Origin of the sequence: Allobosea sp., from assembly GCF_017308075.1 — a bacterium.
In the GTDB taxonomy this organism is placed as follows: domain Bacteria; phylum Pseudomonadota; class Alphaproteobacteria; order Rhizobiales; family Beijerinckiaceae; genus Allobosea.
On sequence record NZ_JAFKFX010000023.1, the window covers coordinates 350,645 to 368,502 of the forward strand.

Annotated in this window: 18 protein-coding genes and 1 tRNA gene; 9 read left to right on the forward strand and 10 right to left on the reverse strand. The window is 67.7% G+C overall.

What is annotated here, in order from left to right:
* Positions 1–54: 54 nt before the first annotated feature.
* Together parS and J0J10_RS02600 are read left to right on the forward strand one after the other, a co-directional pair.
* The gene (gene parS / locus J0J10_RS02595; RefSeq protein ID WP_291640674.1) at positions 55–483 is read left to right on the forward strand and encodes a type II RES/Xre toxin-antitoxin system antitoxin; all 429 of its coding nucleotides are present in this window, start codon (positions 55–57) and stop codon (positions 481–483) included.
* A complete protein-coding gene (locus J0J10_RS02600) occupies positions 483–929 on the forward strand; it encodes an RES family NAD+ phosphorylase (protein ID WP_291645030.1) in 447 nt (148 codons plus the stop codon). The genes parS and J0J10_RS02600 overlap by 1 nt, the downstream gene beginning before the upstream one ends.
* 113 nt (positions 930–1,042) lie before the next feature.
* Here the strand turns inward: J0J10_RS02600 and J0J10_RS02605 are convergent, their stop codons facing one another.
* The 9 genes from J0J10_RS02605 to J0J10_RS02645 form a co-directional block, all read right to left on the reverse strand.
* Positions 1,043–1,462 (reverse strand): DUF1236 domain-containing protein, encoded by a 420-nt coding sequence (locus tag J0J10_RS02605; RefSeq protein WP_291645032.1) that lies wholly within the window; start codon positions 1,460–1,462, stop codon positions 1,043–1,045.
* Between the two features lie 123 nt (positions 1,463–1,585).
* Positions 1,586–2,113 carry an ureidoglycolate lyase gene (locus J0J10_RS02610; RefSeq protein WP_291645034.1) on the reverse strand — a complete coding sequence of 176 codons (528 nt, stop codon included), beginning with the start codon at positions 2,111–2,113 and terminating at the stop codon, positions 1,586–1,588.
* Positions 2,114–2,318: 205 nt separating this feature from the next.
* Positions 2,319–3,287, reverse strand: coding sequence for a tripartite tricarboxylate transporter substrate-binding protein (locus J0J10_RS02615; RefSeq protein WP_291640682.1), 969 nt, complete (start codon positions 3,285–3,287; stop codon positions 2,319–2,321).
* A 64-nt stretch (positions 3,288–3,351) separates the two neighbouring features.
* Positions 3,352–4,854, reverse strand: coding sequence for a tripartite tricarboxylate transporter permease (locus J0J10_RS02620; RefSeq protein WP_291645036.1), 1,503 nt, complete (start codon positions 4,852–4,854; stop codon positions 3,352–3,354).
* Between the two features lie 4 nt (positions 4,855–4,858).
* Positions 4,859–5,377: a tripartite tricarboxylate transporter TctB family protein gene (locus J0J10_RS02625; RefSeq protein ID WP_291640686.1), complete on the reverse strand. Its 519-nt coding sequence runs from the start codon at positions 5,375–5,377 to the stop codon at positions 4,859–4,861.
* Complete coding sequence (locus J0J10_RS02630) at positions 5,377–6,366, reverse strand: LysR family transcriptional regulator (protein WP_291645038.1); 990 nt, start codon at positions 6,364–6,366, stop codon at positions 5,377–5,379. The genes J0J10_RS02625 and J0J10_RS02630 overlap by 1 nt, the downstream gene beginning before the upstream one ends.
* Before the next feature lie 228 nt (positions 6,367–6,594).
* The gene (locus J0J10_RS02635; RefSeq protein ID WP_291645040.1) at positions 6,595–7,536 is read right to left on the reverse strand and encodes a DMT family transporter; all 942 of its coding nucleotides are present in this window, start codon (positions 7,534–7,536) and stop codon (positions 6,595–6,597) included.
* A gap of 176 nt (positions 7,537–7,712) precedes the next feature.
* A complete protein-coding gene (locus J0J10_RS02640; RefSeq protein ID WP_291645042.1) occupies positions 7,713–8,375 on the reverse strand; it encodes a glutathione S-transferase family protein in 663 nt (220 codons plus the stop codon).
* Between the two features lie 83 nt (positions 8,376–8,458).
* Positions 8,459–9,616, reverse strand: a complete 1,158-nt coding sequence (locus tag J0J10_RS02645; RefSeq protein WP_291645044.1) for an acyl-CoA dehydrogenase family protein — start codon at positions 9,614–9,616, stop codon at positions 8,459–8,461.
* 297 nt (positions 9,617–9,913) lie between these two features.
* Between J0J10_RS02645 and mgtE the strand changes: the two genes are divergently transcribed.
* Positions 9,914–11,296 (forward strand): magnesium transporter, encoded by a 1,383-nt coding sequence (gene mgtE / locus J0J10_RS02650; RefSeq protein ID WP_291640698.1) that lies wholly within the window; start codon positions 9,914–9,916, stop codon positions 11,294–11,296.
* Positions 11,297–11,345: 49 nt separating this feature from the next.
* On the opposite strand, the gene J0J10_RS02655 is transcribed toward mgtE, so the two are convergent.
* Entirely contained in the window at positions 11,346–14,354 is a 3,009-nt protein-coding gene (locus J0J10_RS02655) for a PAS domain-containing sensor histidine kinase (RefSeq protein ID WP_291645046.1), read from the reverse strand.
* Positions 14,355–14,606: 252 nt separating this feature from the next.
* On the opposite strand from J0J10_RS02655, the gene J0J10_RS02660 reads away from it, so the two are divergent.
* The 6 genes from J0J10_RS02660 (at position 14,607) to J0J10_RS02685 (ending at position 17,807) form a co-directional block, all read left to right on the forward strand.
* Positions 14,607–15,002, forward strand: a complete 396-nt coding sequence (locus tag J0J10_RS02660; protein ID WP_291645048.1) for a phasin — start codon at positions 14,607–14,609, stop codon at positions 15,000–15,002.
* A 136-nt stretch (positions 15,003–15,138) separates the two neighbouring features.
* A complete protein-coding gene (locus tag J0J10_RS02665) occupies positions 15,139–16,131 on the forward strand; it encodes a hypothetical protein (RefSeq protein WP_291645050.1) in 993 nt (330 codons plus the stop codon).
* A gap of 157 nt (positions 16,132–16,288) precedes the next feature.
* Positions 16,289–16,365 (forward strand) — tRNA-His (locus tag J0J10_RS02670).
* Between the two features lie 117 nt (positions 16,366–16,482).
* A complete protein-coding gene (locus tag J0J10_RS02675; protein ID WP_291645052.1) occupies positions 16,483–16,887 on the forward strand; it encodes a RidA family protein in 405 nt (134 codons plus the stop codon).
* Positions 16,888–17,027: 140 nt separating this feature from the next.
* Positions 17,028–17,456 carry an Hsp20 family protein gene (locus J0J10_RS02680; RefSeq protein ID WP_291640707.1) on the forward strand — a complete coding sequence of 143 codons (429 nt, stop codon included), beginning with the start codon at positions 17,028–17,030 and terminating at the stop codon, positions 17,454–17,456.
* Positions 17,457–17,552: 96 nt separating this feature from the next.
* On the forward strand, positions 17,553–17,807 hold the full coding sequence (locus J0J10_RS02685) for a BQ00720 family protein (protein ID WP_291645054.1): 255 nt from the start codon (positions 17,553–17,555) through the stop codon (positions 17,805–17,807).
* Positions 17,808–17,858: the final 51 nt, after the last annotated feature.

A 17,858-nucleotide genomic window follows, 5' to 3' on the forward strand; every position in this document is an offset into this window, starting at 1 on the left:
TGTCGTTTTGGCGATATGCCCCTATTCTGTAGGCATATTGCCAGGGAGACGATGGTGACGACGATCCGTGCAGTGGACGTGGTGGGTGGCCCGGAGGTGATCGGTGCTCCGCTCGACAGTGCGCGCGCGATCATCGCGGCGGTCCGGCGCGGCTTTCCGGTGGCGGCGGTGGAACATGTCATCGCCAGCGGCCGCATGACGCTGGCCGAGATCGACGAGGTCGTGCTGCCGCGCAAGACGCTCAGCCACCGGCGCAAGATCGGCACCTTGACCAGCGAGCAGTCCGACCGGCTGGTCCGGGCCGCCCGGGTCATCGCAGAAGCGGAGGAGACCTTCGGCTCGCAGGAAAAGGCCGGCAGATGGCTGCGCCGGCCGACCGAGGCACTGGGCGGCGAAAAGCCGATCGCGCTGCTCGACACCAGCGCGGGTGCGGCCGAAGTCGAGACGCTGCTCGGCCGGATCGCGCACGGCATCGCTGCCTGATGCGGGTCTGGCGCGTCTGCCGCGCCGCCTTCGCCGATCTCGGCGGGGAGGGCGCGAGGCTTTATGGCGGGCGCTGGAACTCGCCGGGGCGGCCGGTCGTCTACACCGCCGAGAACCCCGCCCTGGCCATATTGGAGGTCCGCGTCCATCTCGATCTCGAGCCGGACCTGATCCCCGATGATTATGTCCTGATCGAGATCGACCTCGCCGGGGCCGCTTGCGAGGAGGTGGCGGCCTTGCCGGAGGATCCGAAGCAGGTCGGCGACGCCTGGCTGGCGGAAGGCCGCACGCCGGTGCTGAAGGTTCCCTCTTTCGCCGCACCGCGCAGCGCCAACTTTCTGATCAACCCTGCCCATGCCGGCCGGAGTTCCGTCGCTGTGATCGGGCAAGAGAAGTTCAGCTTCGACCGTCGCCTCTGGCTGCCGCTATCCGGCACGATCTTGTAAGTGCGGCGCGCCTGTCATGCGAAAGGCCCGCCCATTTCTGGGCGGGCCCCCGCTGCCGGCTTTCACTCAGGCCGCGATGGCGCGAGCTCAGCCGGAGCTCCGAAACCGGCCGCTTATTCGATGATCTGGACGATGCGACGGGACTGCGGATCGACCAGGACCGTGCGATCGTTGACGACGGTGTAGCGGTAATTGGTCTCGCCGAACTCGCGCGGCACCTCATAGTAGCGGACGCCCTCGCGCGGCAGCGTCGCGCCGACGACCACCGGCTCGGCATAAGTATAGGACGGGACGCGCTGCTCGACCACATAGGTCTTGAAGCGTGGGGTGTTGTCGCCGATGATCGCGCCGACCACGGCACCGCCGACGCCGCCGACGACGGCTCCGACCGGGCCGCCCACCACCGCGCCGCCGACCGCGCCGGCCGTGGCACCGCCCAGAGCGCCGCCCTGGGCGCCCTGAGGATTCTGCTGGGCCAAGGCCGCGGCCGGGGTGATGGCGAGGGCGGTAACGAGCGCAAGCTTCTTGATCATGTCCGTTCTCCTTCTGAGGGAAACCTCGGCAGCAAGAACGGCAAAGGCGAGCGCGGGGTTCCGCCCATACGCGTTCACGAGCTGTGACGATTCGTGAACGCGCCTGAGGTTTTTCCCGTCTTGTCAGGGGCTTGTGTCGATCACGACGTCGATGCCCACCGCCGCGAGATCATGGACCTGAGTCCGTTGCGGCGGTTTGCCGGCATTGGCGAAGAGCTCGTCGACGGTGGCCTCCTCGGAGAGGAAGAGGAAATCGGCATAGGCCCCGACCTCTGGATAGGCGTCGATGGCGTGCCAGGTGCCGCGATGGAACATCACGCCGGTGCGGTCGAGGCGGAAGGCGCGTAGCGCTTCGGGCGCAGGTGGCGTCTCGGCAGGCTCTCCGACCACGATGATCGCCGGGGGCCCGCCGAGCGGCAGGCGCGCCTCGGTGACGCAGAGATGGCGTTCGATCACGCCGACGGTGAATGGCCGGGCGTGATAGCGCACGATCTGCAGGCGCGGCCGGGTTTCGGCTGCGAAGGGCTGGAGCCAGATGTCGTAGCCGTCGCGGCCGGCATCGCGCGGGCCGTCCGGCCACAGCAACCGGCCATAGGGCGCGAAGGCCTCCGGCGTCAGCGGCGCAACGGCAATGCGAATCGTCCGGTTCATCATGTCTCCTCCGGAAGCACATGGGCCCCGCTAGATCGCCGCGCGTCCGAACGGACGCGCTCACGGTGATTTATCTCATTGTTCTCGCATAGGAATTGTCAGAAAAGTGGATTCCACTTTTCGGTCCGTTGCTATAGGGCCCAAAAGCAAACGGCGGACCTTGCGGCCCGCCGTGACGATGCTGTGCGGGTTCGGCGCCCGGAGCTTACTTCGACGCGGCGGAGAGCACCGGCGCGAGCTTGTCGGCGTCGCGCTTGATCAGCGCGGCAAAGCCGGCGGGGGTGCGCTCTTCCTTGGTCGGGATCACCGTGCCGAGATCGAGCAGACGCTTCTTGACGTTCTCGTCGTTCAGCGCCTTGTCGAGCGCGTCGACGAGCTTGTCGACGACCTCCTTCGGCGTGCCCTTCGGCGCAGCGAGGCCGTTCCAGGCTTCGATCTGGTACTCGGGCAGTCCGGCTTCCTTGGTGGTCGGGATGTTCGGCAGGGCCGGCGAGCGCTCGGCCGAGGCGATGGCATAGGCCTTGATCGTGCCGGCCTTGACCTGCTCGGAGACGCTGACGATCTGGTCGCACATGAAGTCGATCTGGCCCGAGACCAGGTCGTTCAGTGCCGGACCGGTGCCGCGATAGGCGACGGAGTTCAGCTTCGGCACGCCGAGCTGGCCCTTGAGCAGGGTGCAGGTCGTCCAGGAGACCGAGCCGACGCCGGCATGCGCTTCGTTGAGCTTGTCCGGGCTCGCCTTCACGAGCGCGACGAACTCCTTCAGGTCCTTCGGCGCGAGATCCTTCTTGGCGACGATCAGGATCGGCGTGCCGCCGGCGAGGCCGATCGCCTGCATGCCGTTGATCGGGTCGTATTTCAGCCCGGGATAGGTCGCAGGCGCCGCCGAGAAGGTACCGAGATGGCCCATGGCGATGGTGTAGCCGTCCGGTGCCGCGGTCAGCGCGCGGGTGATGCCGGTGGTGCCACCGGCCCCGGCCACGTTTTCGACCACGACCTGCTGGCCGAGCGTCTTCGACATGCTCTCGCCGACGATGCGGGCGATGATGTCGGTCGGGCCACCGGCCGCGAAAGGCACGATCATGGTGATCGGCCGCTCCGGATATTTGGTCTGCGCCTGGGCCGGGGCGGCGAGCGCCAGTGCGGCGACGACGCCGAGGGCGAGCTTCTTCATGCGTATTCCTCCCATTAAGCGGTTATCCAGAGATTTGCGGCGCAGGGCCGCCGAGGCAACCCCGTCATTCGGTGAAGACCTCGTCGCGCTTCTTCGCCATCGAGGGCAGCAGCGCGATGACCAGGATCGCGACGGCCACCAGCAGCAGCCCGGCCGAGATCGGCCGCTCGATGAAGGTCATGAACGAGCCGCGCGAGATGATCAGCGCCTGGCGCAGCTTCTCTTCCATCAGCTTGCCGAGCACGAAGCCGAGCAGCATTGGCGCCGGCTCGAAACCGAGCTTGATCAAGAGGTAGCCGAACAGGCCGAACAGCGCGGTGAAGGCGACGTCGACCGGCTGGTTGTTCACCGAATAGATGCCGATCGAGCAGAAGATCAGGATCGCCGGGAACATCAGACGGTAGGGCACCTGCAGAAGCTTCACCCAGACGCCGACCAGCGGCAGGTTGATGATCAGCAGCATCAGATTGCCGATCCACATCGAGGCGATCATGCCCCAGAACAGCTCCGGGTTCTTGGTCATCACCTGCGGGCCGGGGATGATGCCGTGGATGGTCATCGCGCCGACCATCAGCGCCATCACCGCATTCGGCGGGATGCCGAGGGTGAGCAGCGGGATGAAGGCGGTCTGGGCGCCGGCGTTGTTGGCCGATTCCGGACCGGCGACGCCCTCGATCGCGCCCTTGCCGAAGCGCGAGGGATCCTTGGCGATCTTCTTCTCTAGCGTATAGCTGGCGAAGGGGCCGAGCACGGCGCCGTTGCCGGGCAGGATGCCGAGCGTGCCGCCGATGAAGGTGCCGCGCAGGCATGGCGCCGTCGACTGCTTGATGTCTTCCCAGCTCGGCAGAAGCCGGCCGATCTTGGCCTTGACGACGTCGCGCGCCTCGGGATTTTCGAGGTTGCGCAGCACTTCGGCGAAGCCGAACACGCCCATCGCCAGCACGGCGAAGTCGATGCCGTCGGCGAGCGGCGGGAAGCCGAAGGTCATGCGCTCCTGGCCTGTCTCGAGGTCGGTGCCGACGGTCGAGAGCAGCAGGCCGAGCATGATCATGCAGAAGGCCTTGAGGATCGAGCCGCGCGCCAGCACGACAGCGAAGCACAGGCCCATCACCATCAGCGAGAAATACTCTGCCGGGCCGAACAGCAAGGCGAGCTTGGTCAGCGGCGCGCCGAGCGCGGCAATGATCAGCGTCGCGAAGCAGCCGGCGACGAAGGAGCCGATCGCCGCCGTGCCGAGCGCCACGCCGGCCCGGCCCTGCTTGGCCATCTGGTGGCCGTCGAGCGTGGTGACGACGGCGGTCGCCTCGCCGGGGATGTTGACCAGGATGGCGGTCGTCGAGCCGCCATATTGCGCGCCGTAATAGATGCCGGCGAGCATGATCAGGGCGCCGACCGGATCGAGCCCGAAGGTGATCGGCAGGAGCATGGCGATGGTGGCGACCGGGCCGACGCCCGGCAGTACGCCGATCAGCGTGCCGACGAGGCAGCCGACGAAGGCGAGGGCGATGTTCTGCAGGCCGAGCGCGACCGAGAAGCCGAGCCCGAGATTGGCGATCATGTCATGCATCGTGTCAGATCCCGAAGAGCCAGGGCGCCAGCGGGATCGGCAGGCTCAGCGCATATTTGAACAGGAGGGCACAGGCGATCGTCATCGCGATCGCGAAGATCGTCAGCTCCTTGAGCTTGACGTCCTCGGCGGCGAGTCCGGAGACGAAGACCACGATCGGTCCGGAAACCAGCATGCCGAGCGCGGGAACCTTAAGCGGGCCGATCTCGAAGCCGCGGATCGTCAGGCCGAACAGGCAGGCGGCGCCGAGCACGAACAGCACGCCGCGCCAGGACCAGCCTGCCAGCTTCTCGCCCTTGTAACGCAGCGAGTTGATGCTCAGCAGCAGGCCGAGGGCGGCGCAGATCACCGCGAAGGATTTCGGCAGCATGCCCGGGCCGAGCTGGCGCAGCGTGCCGGTCGCCAGATCGCGTGAAAGGAACAGCGCGAGCCCGGCCAGGACGATCATGAACAATCCCGCCGCGAAATCCTGGGTCGAGCGGATACGCAATCCCTGCGCCGACTCGATCTTGTTCAAACTCATCAATAACCTCCGGCTTGGGTCGCGACGGCGCGCATCGCGGGCTTTCGGGCGTGCACCGGCACGGTGAAGGGTAGGGTTATACGTTCGTCGATCAGCGTGACGCTCTCTCGCAGGATGGCGAGAAAATCGTCGCGCGCGGACAGCTTCTGCTGCGGCCGCCAGGCGACGCCGACGAGCGCACCGGGCGGCGGCGGGTCGAGCAGCGCGCCGCGCAGGCGGCGCATGGTGACGCCGGGAAAGCTCAGCCGCGACACCCAGTCCGGCGCCAGCGACATGCCGAGCCCGGCGGCGACCGCCGACATCATCGCCGGCTTCTCGGTCGCCTCGATGATGACGTTGGGGACGGCGCCGACGCTCTCGAAATAGGCCATGACGAGGTCGTAGGCGAAGGGCCGTATCCGCTTGGATGGCACCACGAAGGGCTCGCCGACCAGATCCTGCATCGTCAGGTCGTCACGCGCGGCGAGCGGGTGCGCTTCGTTCAGAACGACGATCGGGCGTTCGACCCGCAGCACCTCGAAGGCGCAGTCGGTCGGCTTGCGCGGCGGGCGCAGCAGCGCGAGGTCGAGCTTGCCGGCCTCCAGCATCTGCACCAGCGGCACTGTCATCGCCTCGACGAACTTGATATCGATGCCGGGATGGTGGGCGCGGAACGTGACCAGCGCTTCCGGCACGAAGCTCGAGGAGGCGGCATCGATCGCGCCGACGCGCAGGACCTTGCTCGAGGCCAGCGAGGCTTCGCGCACAGAGCGCGAGGCGCGCTCCATCCTGACCAGGATCGCCTTGGCTTCCTCGAGCATGATCAGGCCGGCGCGGGTGAGGGCGACCTGGCGCGTGGTCCGCGTCAGCAGGGTGACGCCGAGGCCGTCCTCGAGCGCGCTGATCTGGCGCGACAATGCCGGTGGCGCGAGACCGAGCCGCTCGGCCGCCCGGCCGAAATGCAACTCCTCCGCCACCGCGATGAAGCATCGCAGTTGCCTCAGATCCATGGTCGTTGCCGCTCCCCGCTGACGTATCGCTTTTTGTGATATCGTTCAGCTAATTCCGTGATGCCCTTTAGCCTCAATCAGTCATCATGTAACCCTAGAGCAATTCATAATTTATTGGCAATAAAGCTCGCTGCCACGCTGGCGGCGTCCACAGCGTGAACGTCGCCCCCCGGCCGGGTGATGCGGTAATGGCTTGCTCTTGGAAGGGCTGTGCTCGGCCGAGGCCGGTCAAGCGGTCGGGGCACCCGCTCGTCCGGCTCTCCACGAGGTGGTGAGGCGGCCGTCGATCAGCGCGAGCCCGACGAAGATCGCGGCCATCCCGGCGAAATGGCGCGGCAGGAGCTCTTCGCCGAGCAGGCCGGAGCCGAGCAGGATGGCGCTGACCGGGATCAGGAAGGTCACGAGCATGACGTTGCTGGGCCCGGCGGTGCGCATGATCCGGAAGAAGATGACATAGGCGAGCGCGGTCGACACCAGCGCCAGGCCGGCCAGCGCCAGGACGACCTGCAGGGAGGGCAGCGGCAGGGTCCAGGGCGGGTTGACGAGGAGGACGATCGGGAGCGTCATCAGCGTCGAGGCGCTGAGCTGGCCGGCGGCGGTGACCAGCGGCGGCAATTCGCGGAAGCGGCGGCCATACAGGCCCGAAAAGGCGTAGGAGACCGTCGCGGCGACGCAGGCCAGTTGCGCGATGAGGTTGAGCCCGAGGCCACCGAGCGCGTCCGGGCCCATCAGGATGGCGACACCCGCAAGGCCTGCCAGCACGCCGGCGATTTTCGGTCCGGTCGCCCGTTCATTCCCGAAAATCTGCATCACGATCACGCTGAAGATCGGCGTCATCGCGTTCAGGATCGAGGCGAGGCCGCTGGCGATCTGCTGCTGCCCCCAGAGGAACAGGCTGAACGGGATCAGATTGTTGAGAATGCCCATGCCGAAAAAGGCGAGCCAGATCGGCCGGCCGACCGCCATGGAAAGCCCGGACAACCGCACGGCCAGTTGCAAAGCGAGTGCCGCCAGACCAACCCGGGTCAGCAGCACGGCGAGGGGCGGCCATTCGGCCAGGGTAAGCTTGTTGAAGAAGAAGGACCCGCCCCAGAGCACCGAGAGGATCGCAAGCAGGAGCCACTCGATCGGGCCCATGCGCAGGGAGCTGGTGGAGGGCGGTGTTGTCATCGCGCAGTCTGTCTTCGCAGGGCGGGTCAGCCTGCGTCAGTAGGCAGTCGGGCTGGGCCCGGCCACCCGTATTCTGAAGAGTTTCAGGCGGTGTCGAGAGCTGCGCCTGGGAGCGGTCGAGCCTCCCCGTCATTCCGGGACGGCGCGCCCCGGAATGACGGTGGAATGTCCGTCGTTTACGCCGCTTCTGCCTCGCGCGCCGCCCACATCGCCTTGAAGGCCGGGCGGGCATGGCAGGCCTCGAGCCAGGCCTTGACGTTCGGGGCCGCGTCGAAGAGCTGCGTCGCCGGCTTGGCGTAGCGGATGACCTCGGCGACGTTGATGTCGGCGACGGTGAAGCGCCCGCCCATGACGTAGCCGCCGCCTTCCGCCAGAGCCTTGTCGAGGACGGCGAAGGGGGCCGGCAGGGCGGCGAGCGCGGCGGCGACGATGGCCGGATCGCGCTTCTCCGGCGGGTAGGCGGCGAGGTGATAGGTCAGGTTGAGCGCATGGGTCTCGCATTCGGTCGCGGCCCAGAGCGACCACATCGCTGCGAGCCCTTCCTCCTGCACGTCCTTGGGCGCCAGCGGCCCGCCATGCTTGCGGGCGAGATAGAGGTTGATCGCCAGCGATTCGTGCAGGACGAAGCCGTCATCGTCGATCGACGGAATATGTCCGTTCGGATTGACCTTCAGGAATTCGGGGCTGCGGGTGTGGAGCGGCGCGCCGGGGGCGTCTGGATCGGCGAGGCGATAGGCCTGGATCACCGGCACCTGCTTGAACGCGATGCCGAGCTCGTTGGCGAGCCAGACATTGCGCGTCGCGCGCGAGCGATGGCAGCCATAGATGGTCAGGGTCATGGGCGTTTCCGTTTGGTTGAGGCTGACTATTCTCGGTCGTTCCGGACCTGCGCTTTGCTTGCCGGGAACGACGAAGGCGGGTTTCAGCCGAGCTGGCGCAAGGTCTCGCGGGCGATGATCAGGCGCTGGATCTCGGAGGTTCCTTCATAGATTCGGGTGATCCGGGCGTCGCGCGCATAGCGCTCGACCGGGAAGTCGCGGCAATAGCCGGCGCCGCCATGGATCTGGATCGCCGCATCGGTGCAGCGATGCGCAGCCTCCGAGGCGAAGAGCTTGGCCATCGAGGCTTCCTTGGAGAACGGTTCGCCGCGGTCCTTCTTCGCGGCAGCGTCGAGGATCAGCAGGCGCGAGGCGTGCAGGTCGAGCTCGCGATCGGCGATCAGCCATTGCAGTCCCTGGAATTCGGTCAGCGCCTGGCCGAACTGCTTGCGCTCGCGGGCATAGGATTTGGCGGCGTCCATCGCCGCCCGGGCGATGCCGAGCGAGACCGAGGCGACGCCGATGCGCCCGCCGGCGAGTTCGCCGACCGCGACGCGGAAGCCGTCATTCTCCTTGCCCATCAGCGCGTCGGCGGGGATGCGGGCGCCTTCGAATCTGATCGTGTTGGTGGCCGAACCGGTCTGGCCCATCTTCTTCTCGGCCTTGCCGACGCTGACGCCGGGCGTATCGGCGGGCACGAGGAAGACCGAGATGCCCTTGCCCTTCGGCGCGTCCGGATCGGTCACCCCCCAGACGACGAAGAGCCCGGCATATTCGCCCGAGGTGATGAAGATCTTCTCGCCGTCGAGGACATAGGCGTCGCCCTCGCGCCGCGCGCGCAGTTTCATCGCGGCCGGGTCGGAGCCGGCGCCGGCCTCGGTCAGGCAGAAGGCGCCGGCCGGATAGGTGCCGTCGGCGAGCTTCGGCAGATGCTCGGCCTGCTGCCGCGAGCTGCCGACGGCCTGGATCACCTCGCCGACCATGTTGGTCACCGAGGTCGTTACCGCCGTCGAGGCGCAGGCGGCCGCCAGCTCCTCCAGCGCCAGCGCGAAGGCGACGGTGCCGGCCTCCGAGCCGCCGAAGCCGGCCTGGATGTTGAGGGCCATGAAGCCGTTCTCGGCGAGCAGCTTCAGATTGCCGAGGAATTCGGCCCGGCCTTCGCCGCGGTCGAGCGTCTCGGCGAGCGGCGCGAGCCGGTCGGCCGCGAGCTTGCGGGCGCTGTCGCGGATCAGCTCTTCCTCTTCGCTGAGGGCAAAATGCATGCGCGTTCGCTCGCTCGCCGTGACAGGTCGCGCTGAGCTTAGAACGCCGGGCCGCCCGCGCCAACGCGTGGCGGCGCCCGGCGGCCTTGCAGTTTCTCCCGCTCGCCGGTGCGGCCGGGAGGGGGCTTGACGCCGGCTGCCAACCGGCCCATGTCGGCTGCGCCCGCCAGCCTGCAGCCCGATGCTGGCCGGCGGCTCCACAGGAACCTTTGAACCCCATGCCAAGCGACAGTCCCGGTCGACAGTCCTTGCCGTCTCCGGCCCGCCCGGGCGCCTGACCCATGAGGGAAGCGAGCCATGAACGCCGCAATCACCGAAATCCTGCCCGCCGAAGCCGTCTCCGCTCCGGTGCTGGCCGCGGATCTAGCCCGGCGCCATGTCGCCGACATCGTCGTCAGCCTGAACGAATACGAGGCGGCCTTCGTCGCCGCCGTGCTGCTCGAACTGCCGAGGGCGCTCGCGGCCGACGTCCTCGACCAGCCGGAGCTCTCCCGGATGGCGGCGATCCTCAAGGCGATGCCACTCGATCGCGCCGTCGGGCTGATCGAGGAGATGTCGGCCGACCGCGCTGCCGACCTGTTCCGCTATGATCTCTCCGAGCCGGAGCGCCATCGCTTCGTGGCGAAGCTCGATGCCGCGACCAAGGCCGAGCTGGTTTGCCTGCTCGCCTATCCCGAGCACAGCGCCGGCGCGATCATGACCACCGAATTCGTCAGCGTGCCCGACGATTGGACGGTCGCGCGCACGCTGGAGCATGTCCGCACCGTCGAACGCAGCCGCGAGACGGTCTATGCGATCTATGTCGTCGACCCCGAGATCGGCACGCTTCGGCAGGCGGTTTCGCTGCGCCGGCTGATCGCCGCCGAGCCCGGCGCTCCGGTCGGCTCCGCCGCGGCCCGGCGCGAGCCCGTCTCGGTCTCTCCCTTGACCGATCGCGAGGAGGTGGCGCGGCTGATCGCCAAATACAATCTGCTCGCCGTGCCGGTGGTCGACGAAAAGCAATGCGTGCTCGGCATCGTCACGGTCGACGACGTCATAGATGCGATGATCGCCGAGACCACCGAGGACGTGCACAAGCTCGGTGGCATGGAGGCGCTCGGCCTGCCCTATCGCGAGATCGGCTTCTTCAGCATGATCCATAAGCGCGCCGGCTGGCTCAGCGTGCTGCTGCTCGGCGAGATGCTGACCGCCTCGGTGCTGCAGCACTATGAGGGCGCGCTCGAGAAGGCGATCGTGCTGACCCTGTTCATTCCGCTGATCATGAGCTCGGGCGGCAATTCCGGCTCGCAGGCGACCTCGCTGATCATCCGGGCGCTGGCCTTGCGCGAGCTTGCGCCGGGCGACTGGTGGCGCGTCGCGCTGCGCGAACTGCCGACCGGGGTCACCCTCGGCGCCATCCTCGGGGCGATCGGCTTCGTCCGCGTCGTGCTCTGGCAGAAGCTCGGCTTCTACGACTATGGCGAACACTGGCTGCTGGTGGCGGCGACGGTGGGGGCGGCCCTGCTCGGCATCGTCACCTTCGGCTCGCTGACCGGCTCGATGCTGCCCTTCGTGATGACGCGGCTCGGCTTCGATCCGGCCAGTGCCTCGGCGCCCTTCGTCGCGACCCTGGTCGATGTCTCCGGGCTGGCGATCTATTTCAGCATCGCCTCGCTGATCCTGAGCGGGACGTTGCTTTAGATCATTCCACCGTTGCGGAGCCTGGCCCGAATGCGAGGTTCCCGCCGGCTCAGCCGGCCAGGACCCGTTGCGGCGGGAAGGTGACCTCGACCAGCGTGCCTTCCTTCTTGACGCTGGTGATGGTCAGCGCGGCGCGGTTCGCTTCGACCAGCGCCTTGGTCAGCGGCAGGCCGAGTCCGGTGCCGCCGGCCTTGCGCGTCGTCTGCACGCGGCGGAAGGGTTCGAGCGCCAGCGCGATCTCCTCGTCGTCCATGCCGATGCCGGTGTCGCGCACCCGCAGGATCGCCTCGCCCTGATCGCCGAGCGCGGTCGAGACGATCACCTGGCCGCCGGCATCGGTGAACTTCACCGCATTGGAGAGCAGGTTGAGCACGATCTGGCGCAGCGAGCGCTCGTCGGCGACGACGGGCGGCAGCTTCGGTGCCAGCCCCGAGCGCAGCACGACGCGTCCGCGCTGGGCTTCCGGCTGGAGCAGGTTCACCGCCGACAGGGCGATGTCGTTCAGGCTGACGCTGACGAAATCGAGGTCGAGCTTGCCGGCCTCGATCTTGGCGAGGTCGAGCAGGTCGTTGACCAGGCTGATGACATAGCCGCCCGACTGGTGGATGTCGCGCAGATATTCCTTGTAGCGCTCGTTCTCGATCGGCCCGAAGCGCTCCTCTGCCATCACCTCGGCGAAGCCGATGATGGCGTTGAGCGGCGTGCGGATCTCGTGGCTGATCTTGGCGAGCACGTCCGATTTCTGGGCGCTGGCCTTTTCGGCGGCCTTGCGGGCCTCGACCAGCTCGCCCTCGGTCTTCTTCCAGGCGGTGATATCGCGCAGTACGGCGCAGAACTTGCTGTCCGGGCCCTCGGCGATCCGTCCCATGGTCATGAACAGCGGGATGCGGCCGCCCTGGCGGACGCGGCCGACGACTTCGCGGCCGTCGTTCATCAGCGAGGCGACGCCGCCGCCGATCAGCCCGTCGAGATAGTCGAGCGCCGGCGAATGGCTTTCCGGCGCAAAGAGCAGAGTGAAGAGCTCGCCCGCGACTTCGCGCTGATCATAGCCGAACAGCGCCTCGGCGCTCTTGTTGAGCGAGAGGATGCGGCCACGCCCGTCGACCGTGACGACGCCGTCGGTCGCCGTGTCGAGCACGGCACTGAGCTCGGCGACGCGCGATTCATTGGCCGAGCCTTCGAGCTTCAGCGAGGCGACGCGCGCCGCGACCTCTTCCTCTTCGGCCTCGAATTCGGCCGCGAGCTCCTGCTGCTCCGCCTCTTCCTCGGTCAGCAGCTTGAGGTCACCGCCCGGCACGCTGTTGCGGAAAGCCATCAAGGTCGCCGGCTCGCCCTGCCAGCCGATGCTGGAAAGCCTGCCGTCGACGCTGACCAGCCCGCCCTTGCGGTCGACCAGGATCATGGCGCCGCCGGCGCTGCGGTTGGCGCCCTTGATCAGCTGGCTGACGCCGCCCGCCGCCGCCAGATCGTCGAGATCGGCATAGTCGAGCAGGTCGAGCAGGGTGCGATTGGCGTAGAGCGCCGTTTCGTCGCGGTTGACCAGCACAGCGATCGGCAAACGGTCGAGAATCTCGGCATGGGCATTGGCGAGGCGCGGCCGGCCTTCGGAGACGGCAGGCACGGCATCGCTGACAGCAGCCGCGCGCTGCGTCGGCGCAGCCGTCTCGGATGCCGCCGATCTTTCGTCCCGGGCGACCTTGAGAGGCGTCGCCGCCGGCAGGCGTGGTTCGCCTTCGTCATCGCCGGCGATCCGGGCGCCGAGAGCCTTGGCGATCTCGCGGAAGGCGTTGCGCTCGGCCGACGACAAATGGGCTTTCGACGGTTCGAGCACCGGACGAACCGCGGCGAGCTGGCCATTGCGCAATGGCACGACATTGCCGGGCGCCGGCTCGGCATCCGAATCCTCGGAGCCGGCAGCGGCCTCGCCGGCCGGTTCGGAAGGCTCGGCCTCGGCGGCCTCGGCGTCAACGGCCTCTGCCTCCGGCGTCTCGTCGACGGCGGCGGGCTGTTCGGTGACCGGCGAATCGGCCGTCGCCGCGCCGCCGGCTTCGACGTTGTCCACAGCTTCGGCAACGTCCGTGATGCTGCTGTCAGCGCTCGCGACATCGGCCTCGCTGGCAGGCCGGTCCTCGCCGGTTGCAACAATCGAGGCTTCGTCCGTGGCGCTCTCGGCGCCGCTTGCCGGCTCGGCTTCCTCGGCGGCCGGCGCGGCCGCTGTCGTCTCGGCCTCGCGCTCGGGGAAGTCTTCGTTTTCAGCGTGCCGGACCAGGCCGAAGCCGCGGAAACCGGCCGGGGCGCGCGCCTGGTCGAAGAGCGGGAAGCCGGACAATTCGACTCGCGCGCCTTCGCCCGTCGTGACGCGCCAGAGGACGGCGTGTCCGCTCCAGGTGGCGGCGCTTGCCAGGCGCTGCGCAAGGTCGCCGTCGAGATCGAGGACGTCCCGGTCGAGGAGTTCGCTCCAGCGACGGCCGGGCAGGGCGGCTGCCGCATCCGGCCCGGCGAGTTCGGCAAATTCAGGTGAGGCGCTGGCGAAGCGGCCTTGCGCATCGCTTGCCCAGAGGAAGCGCAGATTGGCGCGGCGCTGGCCTGTGGCCGGGCTGGTCGGCTCCGCTGCTGCAGCTTCGCCCGCGATAACCTCCTGTTCCGCGGGCAGGAAGGTGTCCGGCGCGGCATTCAGCGCTGCGATGTCGATGCCGAGGCGGCGCAATTCCGAACCGGCGATGCCGAGTGCCAGCGCCTTTCCGGGCGCCCCCTCGACCAGCAGGCAGGCGCAGGTGACGAGGCCGGAAAGTCCCGTGCCGAAGCGCAGGCGCTCGAGCCGCACGGCCTGGCGTGCGGCTAGGCCGCTGCCGAGCAGGCGCAGCCGGTCTTGCAAGCCAGCCGGCAACATGGCAGGGCCTTGGGCGAGCAAGGCCTTGCCCGCCGGATTGGCGTGCAGCAGTTTCTGGCCATCGACGGACCAGAGCAGCAAAGCGCCCCCCGCTGCGAACGGCGCAAGCGCGCCGTCCAGCGCCAGCGCGCTGCCCAAGGTCGTCCAATCCTGTTCGGATCCGCTCATTCCGTCCCGTTCTTCCGGCGACTCTGCAATCCGGCGTGATTATGCCTAACAAAACTTTAATAGCGACCAAATCCTTGTGAAGCCATGCGGGAACCCGCGCTCTCCCCTGACGTTTCCAAACAGCGTTAATGTGCCGGCTGCCGCCCGGTCCGTGCGGCGTTGTCATCGCAGTGCAAAAATGATATTGCAGTGCACAATAGAGCTTGCCGATCTGTGCGGCGGCCCGGCCTCAACCCAGCAGGAGGATCGATCATGGACGGCAAGACCCCTTACGAGGTTCCTACCGAGATGCGCGAATTCGCCGAGAAGAGCGTCGACCAGGCGCGCAAGGCTTTCGACGGCTTCATCAATGCCGCTCACAAGGCCGTCGACAGCGTCCATGGCTCCGCCGAATCGGCCCGCGTCAGCACCCAGGACGCCACCCGCAAGGCGATCGGCTATGCCGAGGCCAATGTCGCGGCCGCTTTCGAACTCGCCCAGAAGCTGGTGCGTTCGCGCGACGTCAACGAGGTGCTGCAGCACCAGTCCGAGTTTCTGAAGTCGCAGATGGCTTCTTTCCAGACGCAGCTCAAGGAACTGGGCTCGGTGGTCCAGGAAGCCGCCGCCAAGACGGCCGAGACGGCGGCCAAGGCCACGAAGGCCAAGTGAGGCCGGCTGGCAAGTAGCCGGCCGACTGATACCGCCTGCTGCCAGGGCGGCATGGATCTTGCGGGGCGTAGCCGGGCCTTTGTCCGGCCGCCATTTGAGCAGGTCCACCTTGCCCGAAACATGAAGGAGAACGGTGATGGCGAAGCAGACTATGCCTGGCAAACCTCCGATCAGCCTCGCTCCGGTCAAGGCGATGAGCGAATCGCAGCCCATTCCAGCCAACATGGTTGCACGGGCGAGCCCGCCGGCTCCCGCGCCGGTCGCTCAGGCTCCCGCCAAGGTCGAGCCGGCTCCGGTCGCTCCCAAGCCCGCCGAGAACCCTGCCGCGACCGTTCCGCTCAAGCCGGCGCCAGCGGCCACCGCCAGCGTCGTGGCCGGCCCTGTCGTGGCGAAGACGGTGCCGGCCAGCCCGGCCCCGGTCGCTGCGAAGCCGGCCATCGCCGACGCCGTCGCCGCCATTGTTGCCCGGCTCCCCGTTTCCGTTGCGCCGACGAAGCCCGCCGAAGCGCCGTCGGCTATCGCGCCTGCGCCGAAGGTCGTGGCCGAGAGCGCCGGCAAGATCGTTGCCGAGAAGACCGCCGCGGACTCCCCCCGCAAGGCCGCTGCGAAGTCGCCGCGCGCAAAGGCCGCGCCGGACCGTAAGATCGCGGCCAGCGGCGTCGCCAAGGTCGCTGCCCCGCGCAGCAAAGTCGACGCGCCGAAGGCGGCCAAGCTGGCTCTGGCCAAGCCAGTCCCGACAAGACCTGCTGCGGCCATTCCTGCTGTCACGCCTGTTGCGCAGCCCGCCGCTGTGACGAAGTCCGTCGAGGCCGCCGTTCTGCCACCCCCGGCCACGCCGCCGAAACCCTTCATCGCCGCGATCGAGGTCGCGGCCGAGCCGGTTGCTCCCTGGCTGAGCCAGACCCTGGCGCTGACCCGCGCCTTCGGCGCGATCCAGGCCAAGGTGCTTGACCATGCCTGCGCCGAGCTAAAGGCGACGCTGGGCGAGATCGAGACGCTGGCGCACACCCGCAGCGCAGCCGATGCGGTCGCTCTCCAGGCCAAGGCCTTCCGCCGCGGCTACGAATCGCTGTCGAGCCATCTCGGCGATCTCGCCGCGACCGCCCGCAAGGAGCTTCCGCGTCCCTGATCCCGCGGCCGGCACAGCTTCTGTGCGCCGGCCTCAATTTCCCCGTTGCATTCGGCGCGGCACGGCACTAGGTTCCGCGCCGTCGCTGGATCGGGATCGAGCCGGCGCCCGCCGGCCATGTCGGCAGGGATATGCATCGCGAGTTTCGCGAAGCCGTGCAGCCATAGCTCAGTTGGTTAGAGCGCTAGATTGTGGATCTAGAGGTCCCCCGTTCAAGCCGGGGTGGCTGTACCATCCCCTCCACCGAGGCAGACATCCTTCGATTGCAGCGCGCCGCTCCGGCAGCCTAGGCTGCCATACCGCTCCGCAGCCCACGGGCATGCGCCGCGCTTCGAATCTCGGGGTTTGTCCATGCCGGTGAAGATCGACCGCATCAATCCAGCCGCGCTCGCGCCGCCGGGGCGTTACTGCCATGTCGCGGTCGTCACCGCCGGCAGGCAGGTCCATATTTCCGGCCAGATCGCGCTCGACGCGATGGGGCAGGTGGTCGGCGAGGGCGATCTTTCGGCCCAGGCCGAACAGGTCTTCGCCAATCTCGCCGCCGGGCTCGCCGCAGCCGGCGCCGATTTCTCGAAGGTTTTCAAGACGGTCAGCTATGTCGTCGGCCTGGCGCCGGAGAAGGCTGCGGCGATCCACAAGGTACGGGTGAAGTATCTCGGCGAAGGGCCTTATCCTGCCAGCACCATGGTCGGCGTCACCGCGCTGGTCGATCCGCGCCTGCTGCTCGAGATCGAGCTGATCGCGGCCCTCGATTGATCCGGGCCCGGTTGCGGGCTTGAAGCTGTGGCGGCCGCTCGCCATATCGTCAGCACGCAGTGGGGTTCGCCCGCTGCCGGCAGGGTGCTGCGCCAGCGGGCCCTGCGATCTCCGAGAGGCGCCTTTCAAAGGGCTTCGTGATGACGCGTCCGCCTAGCCTGTCGCATCCTTTCCTGCTCGGCTTCGATGATATCGAGCGAGCGCTCGACCGGGTCGCCAAAGGCGCCGGAGAGGGGTATCCGCCCTACAATATCGAGCGCCTGCCGCGCACGGAGGATGAGCCCGACAAGCTCAGGATCACGCTCGCGGTGGCGGGTTTCTCGCGCGAACAGCTCGAGATCACGCTGGAAGAGAACCAGCTCAGCATCCGCGGCCGCCAGATCGACGACAAGACGCGCCAGTTCCTGCATCGCGGCATCGCCGCGCGGCAGTTTCAGCGGTCCTTCCTGCTCGCCGACGGCATGCAGGTGCTCGGCGCCGATCTCTCGAACGGGCTGCTGGCGATCGACCTCGCTCGTCCGGAACCGGAACGGCTCGTCCGGCGTATCGATATCATGAGCCGCGACTGAAGGAGGTCGGTTCGGTGAAAGGCATGCGGTTTGCCTTCCGTTCATGATCACGAGTGCACAATCAAACCGCCTCGCACTGCTCTGAAGGAGGGCGCGATGACTGAGACCAGAAACAACCCCCTGACCACCGCGGAATTCGCCGCCCTCGGCGCCGGACAGGTCGCCTATCTCAAGCCGATGACCTCGGACGAGCTGGCGCGGATCTTCCCGCAGGCGCCGCATATCGAGCCCGGCTTGCAGCTCTTCGCGCTGCTCTCGGCCGATGGCGCGCCGATCCTGGTGACCGATTCGCGTGAAGCCGCGACGGCCAATGCCTGGGAGCACGACCTGAAGATGGTCAGCCTGCACTAGATCACGCTGCATTTGGACGGAAACATCCAAATGCAGATAACGTGATCGATT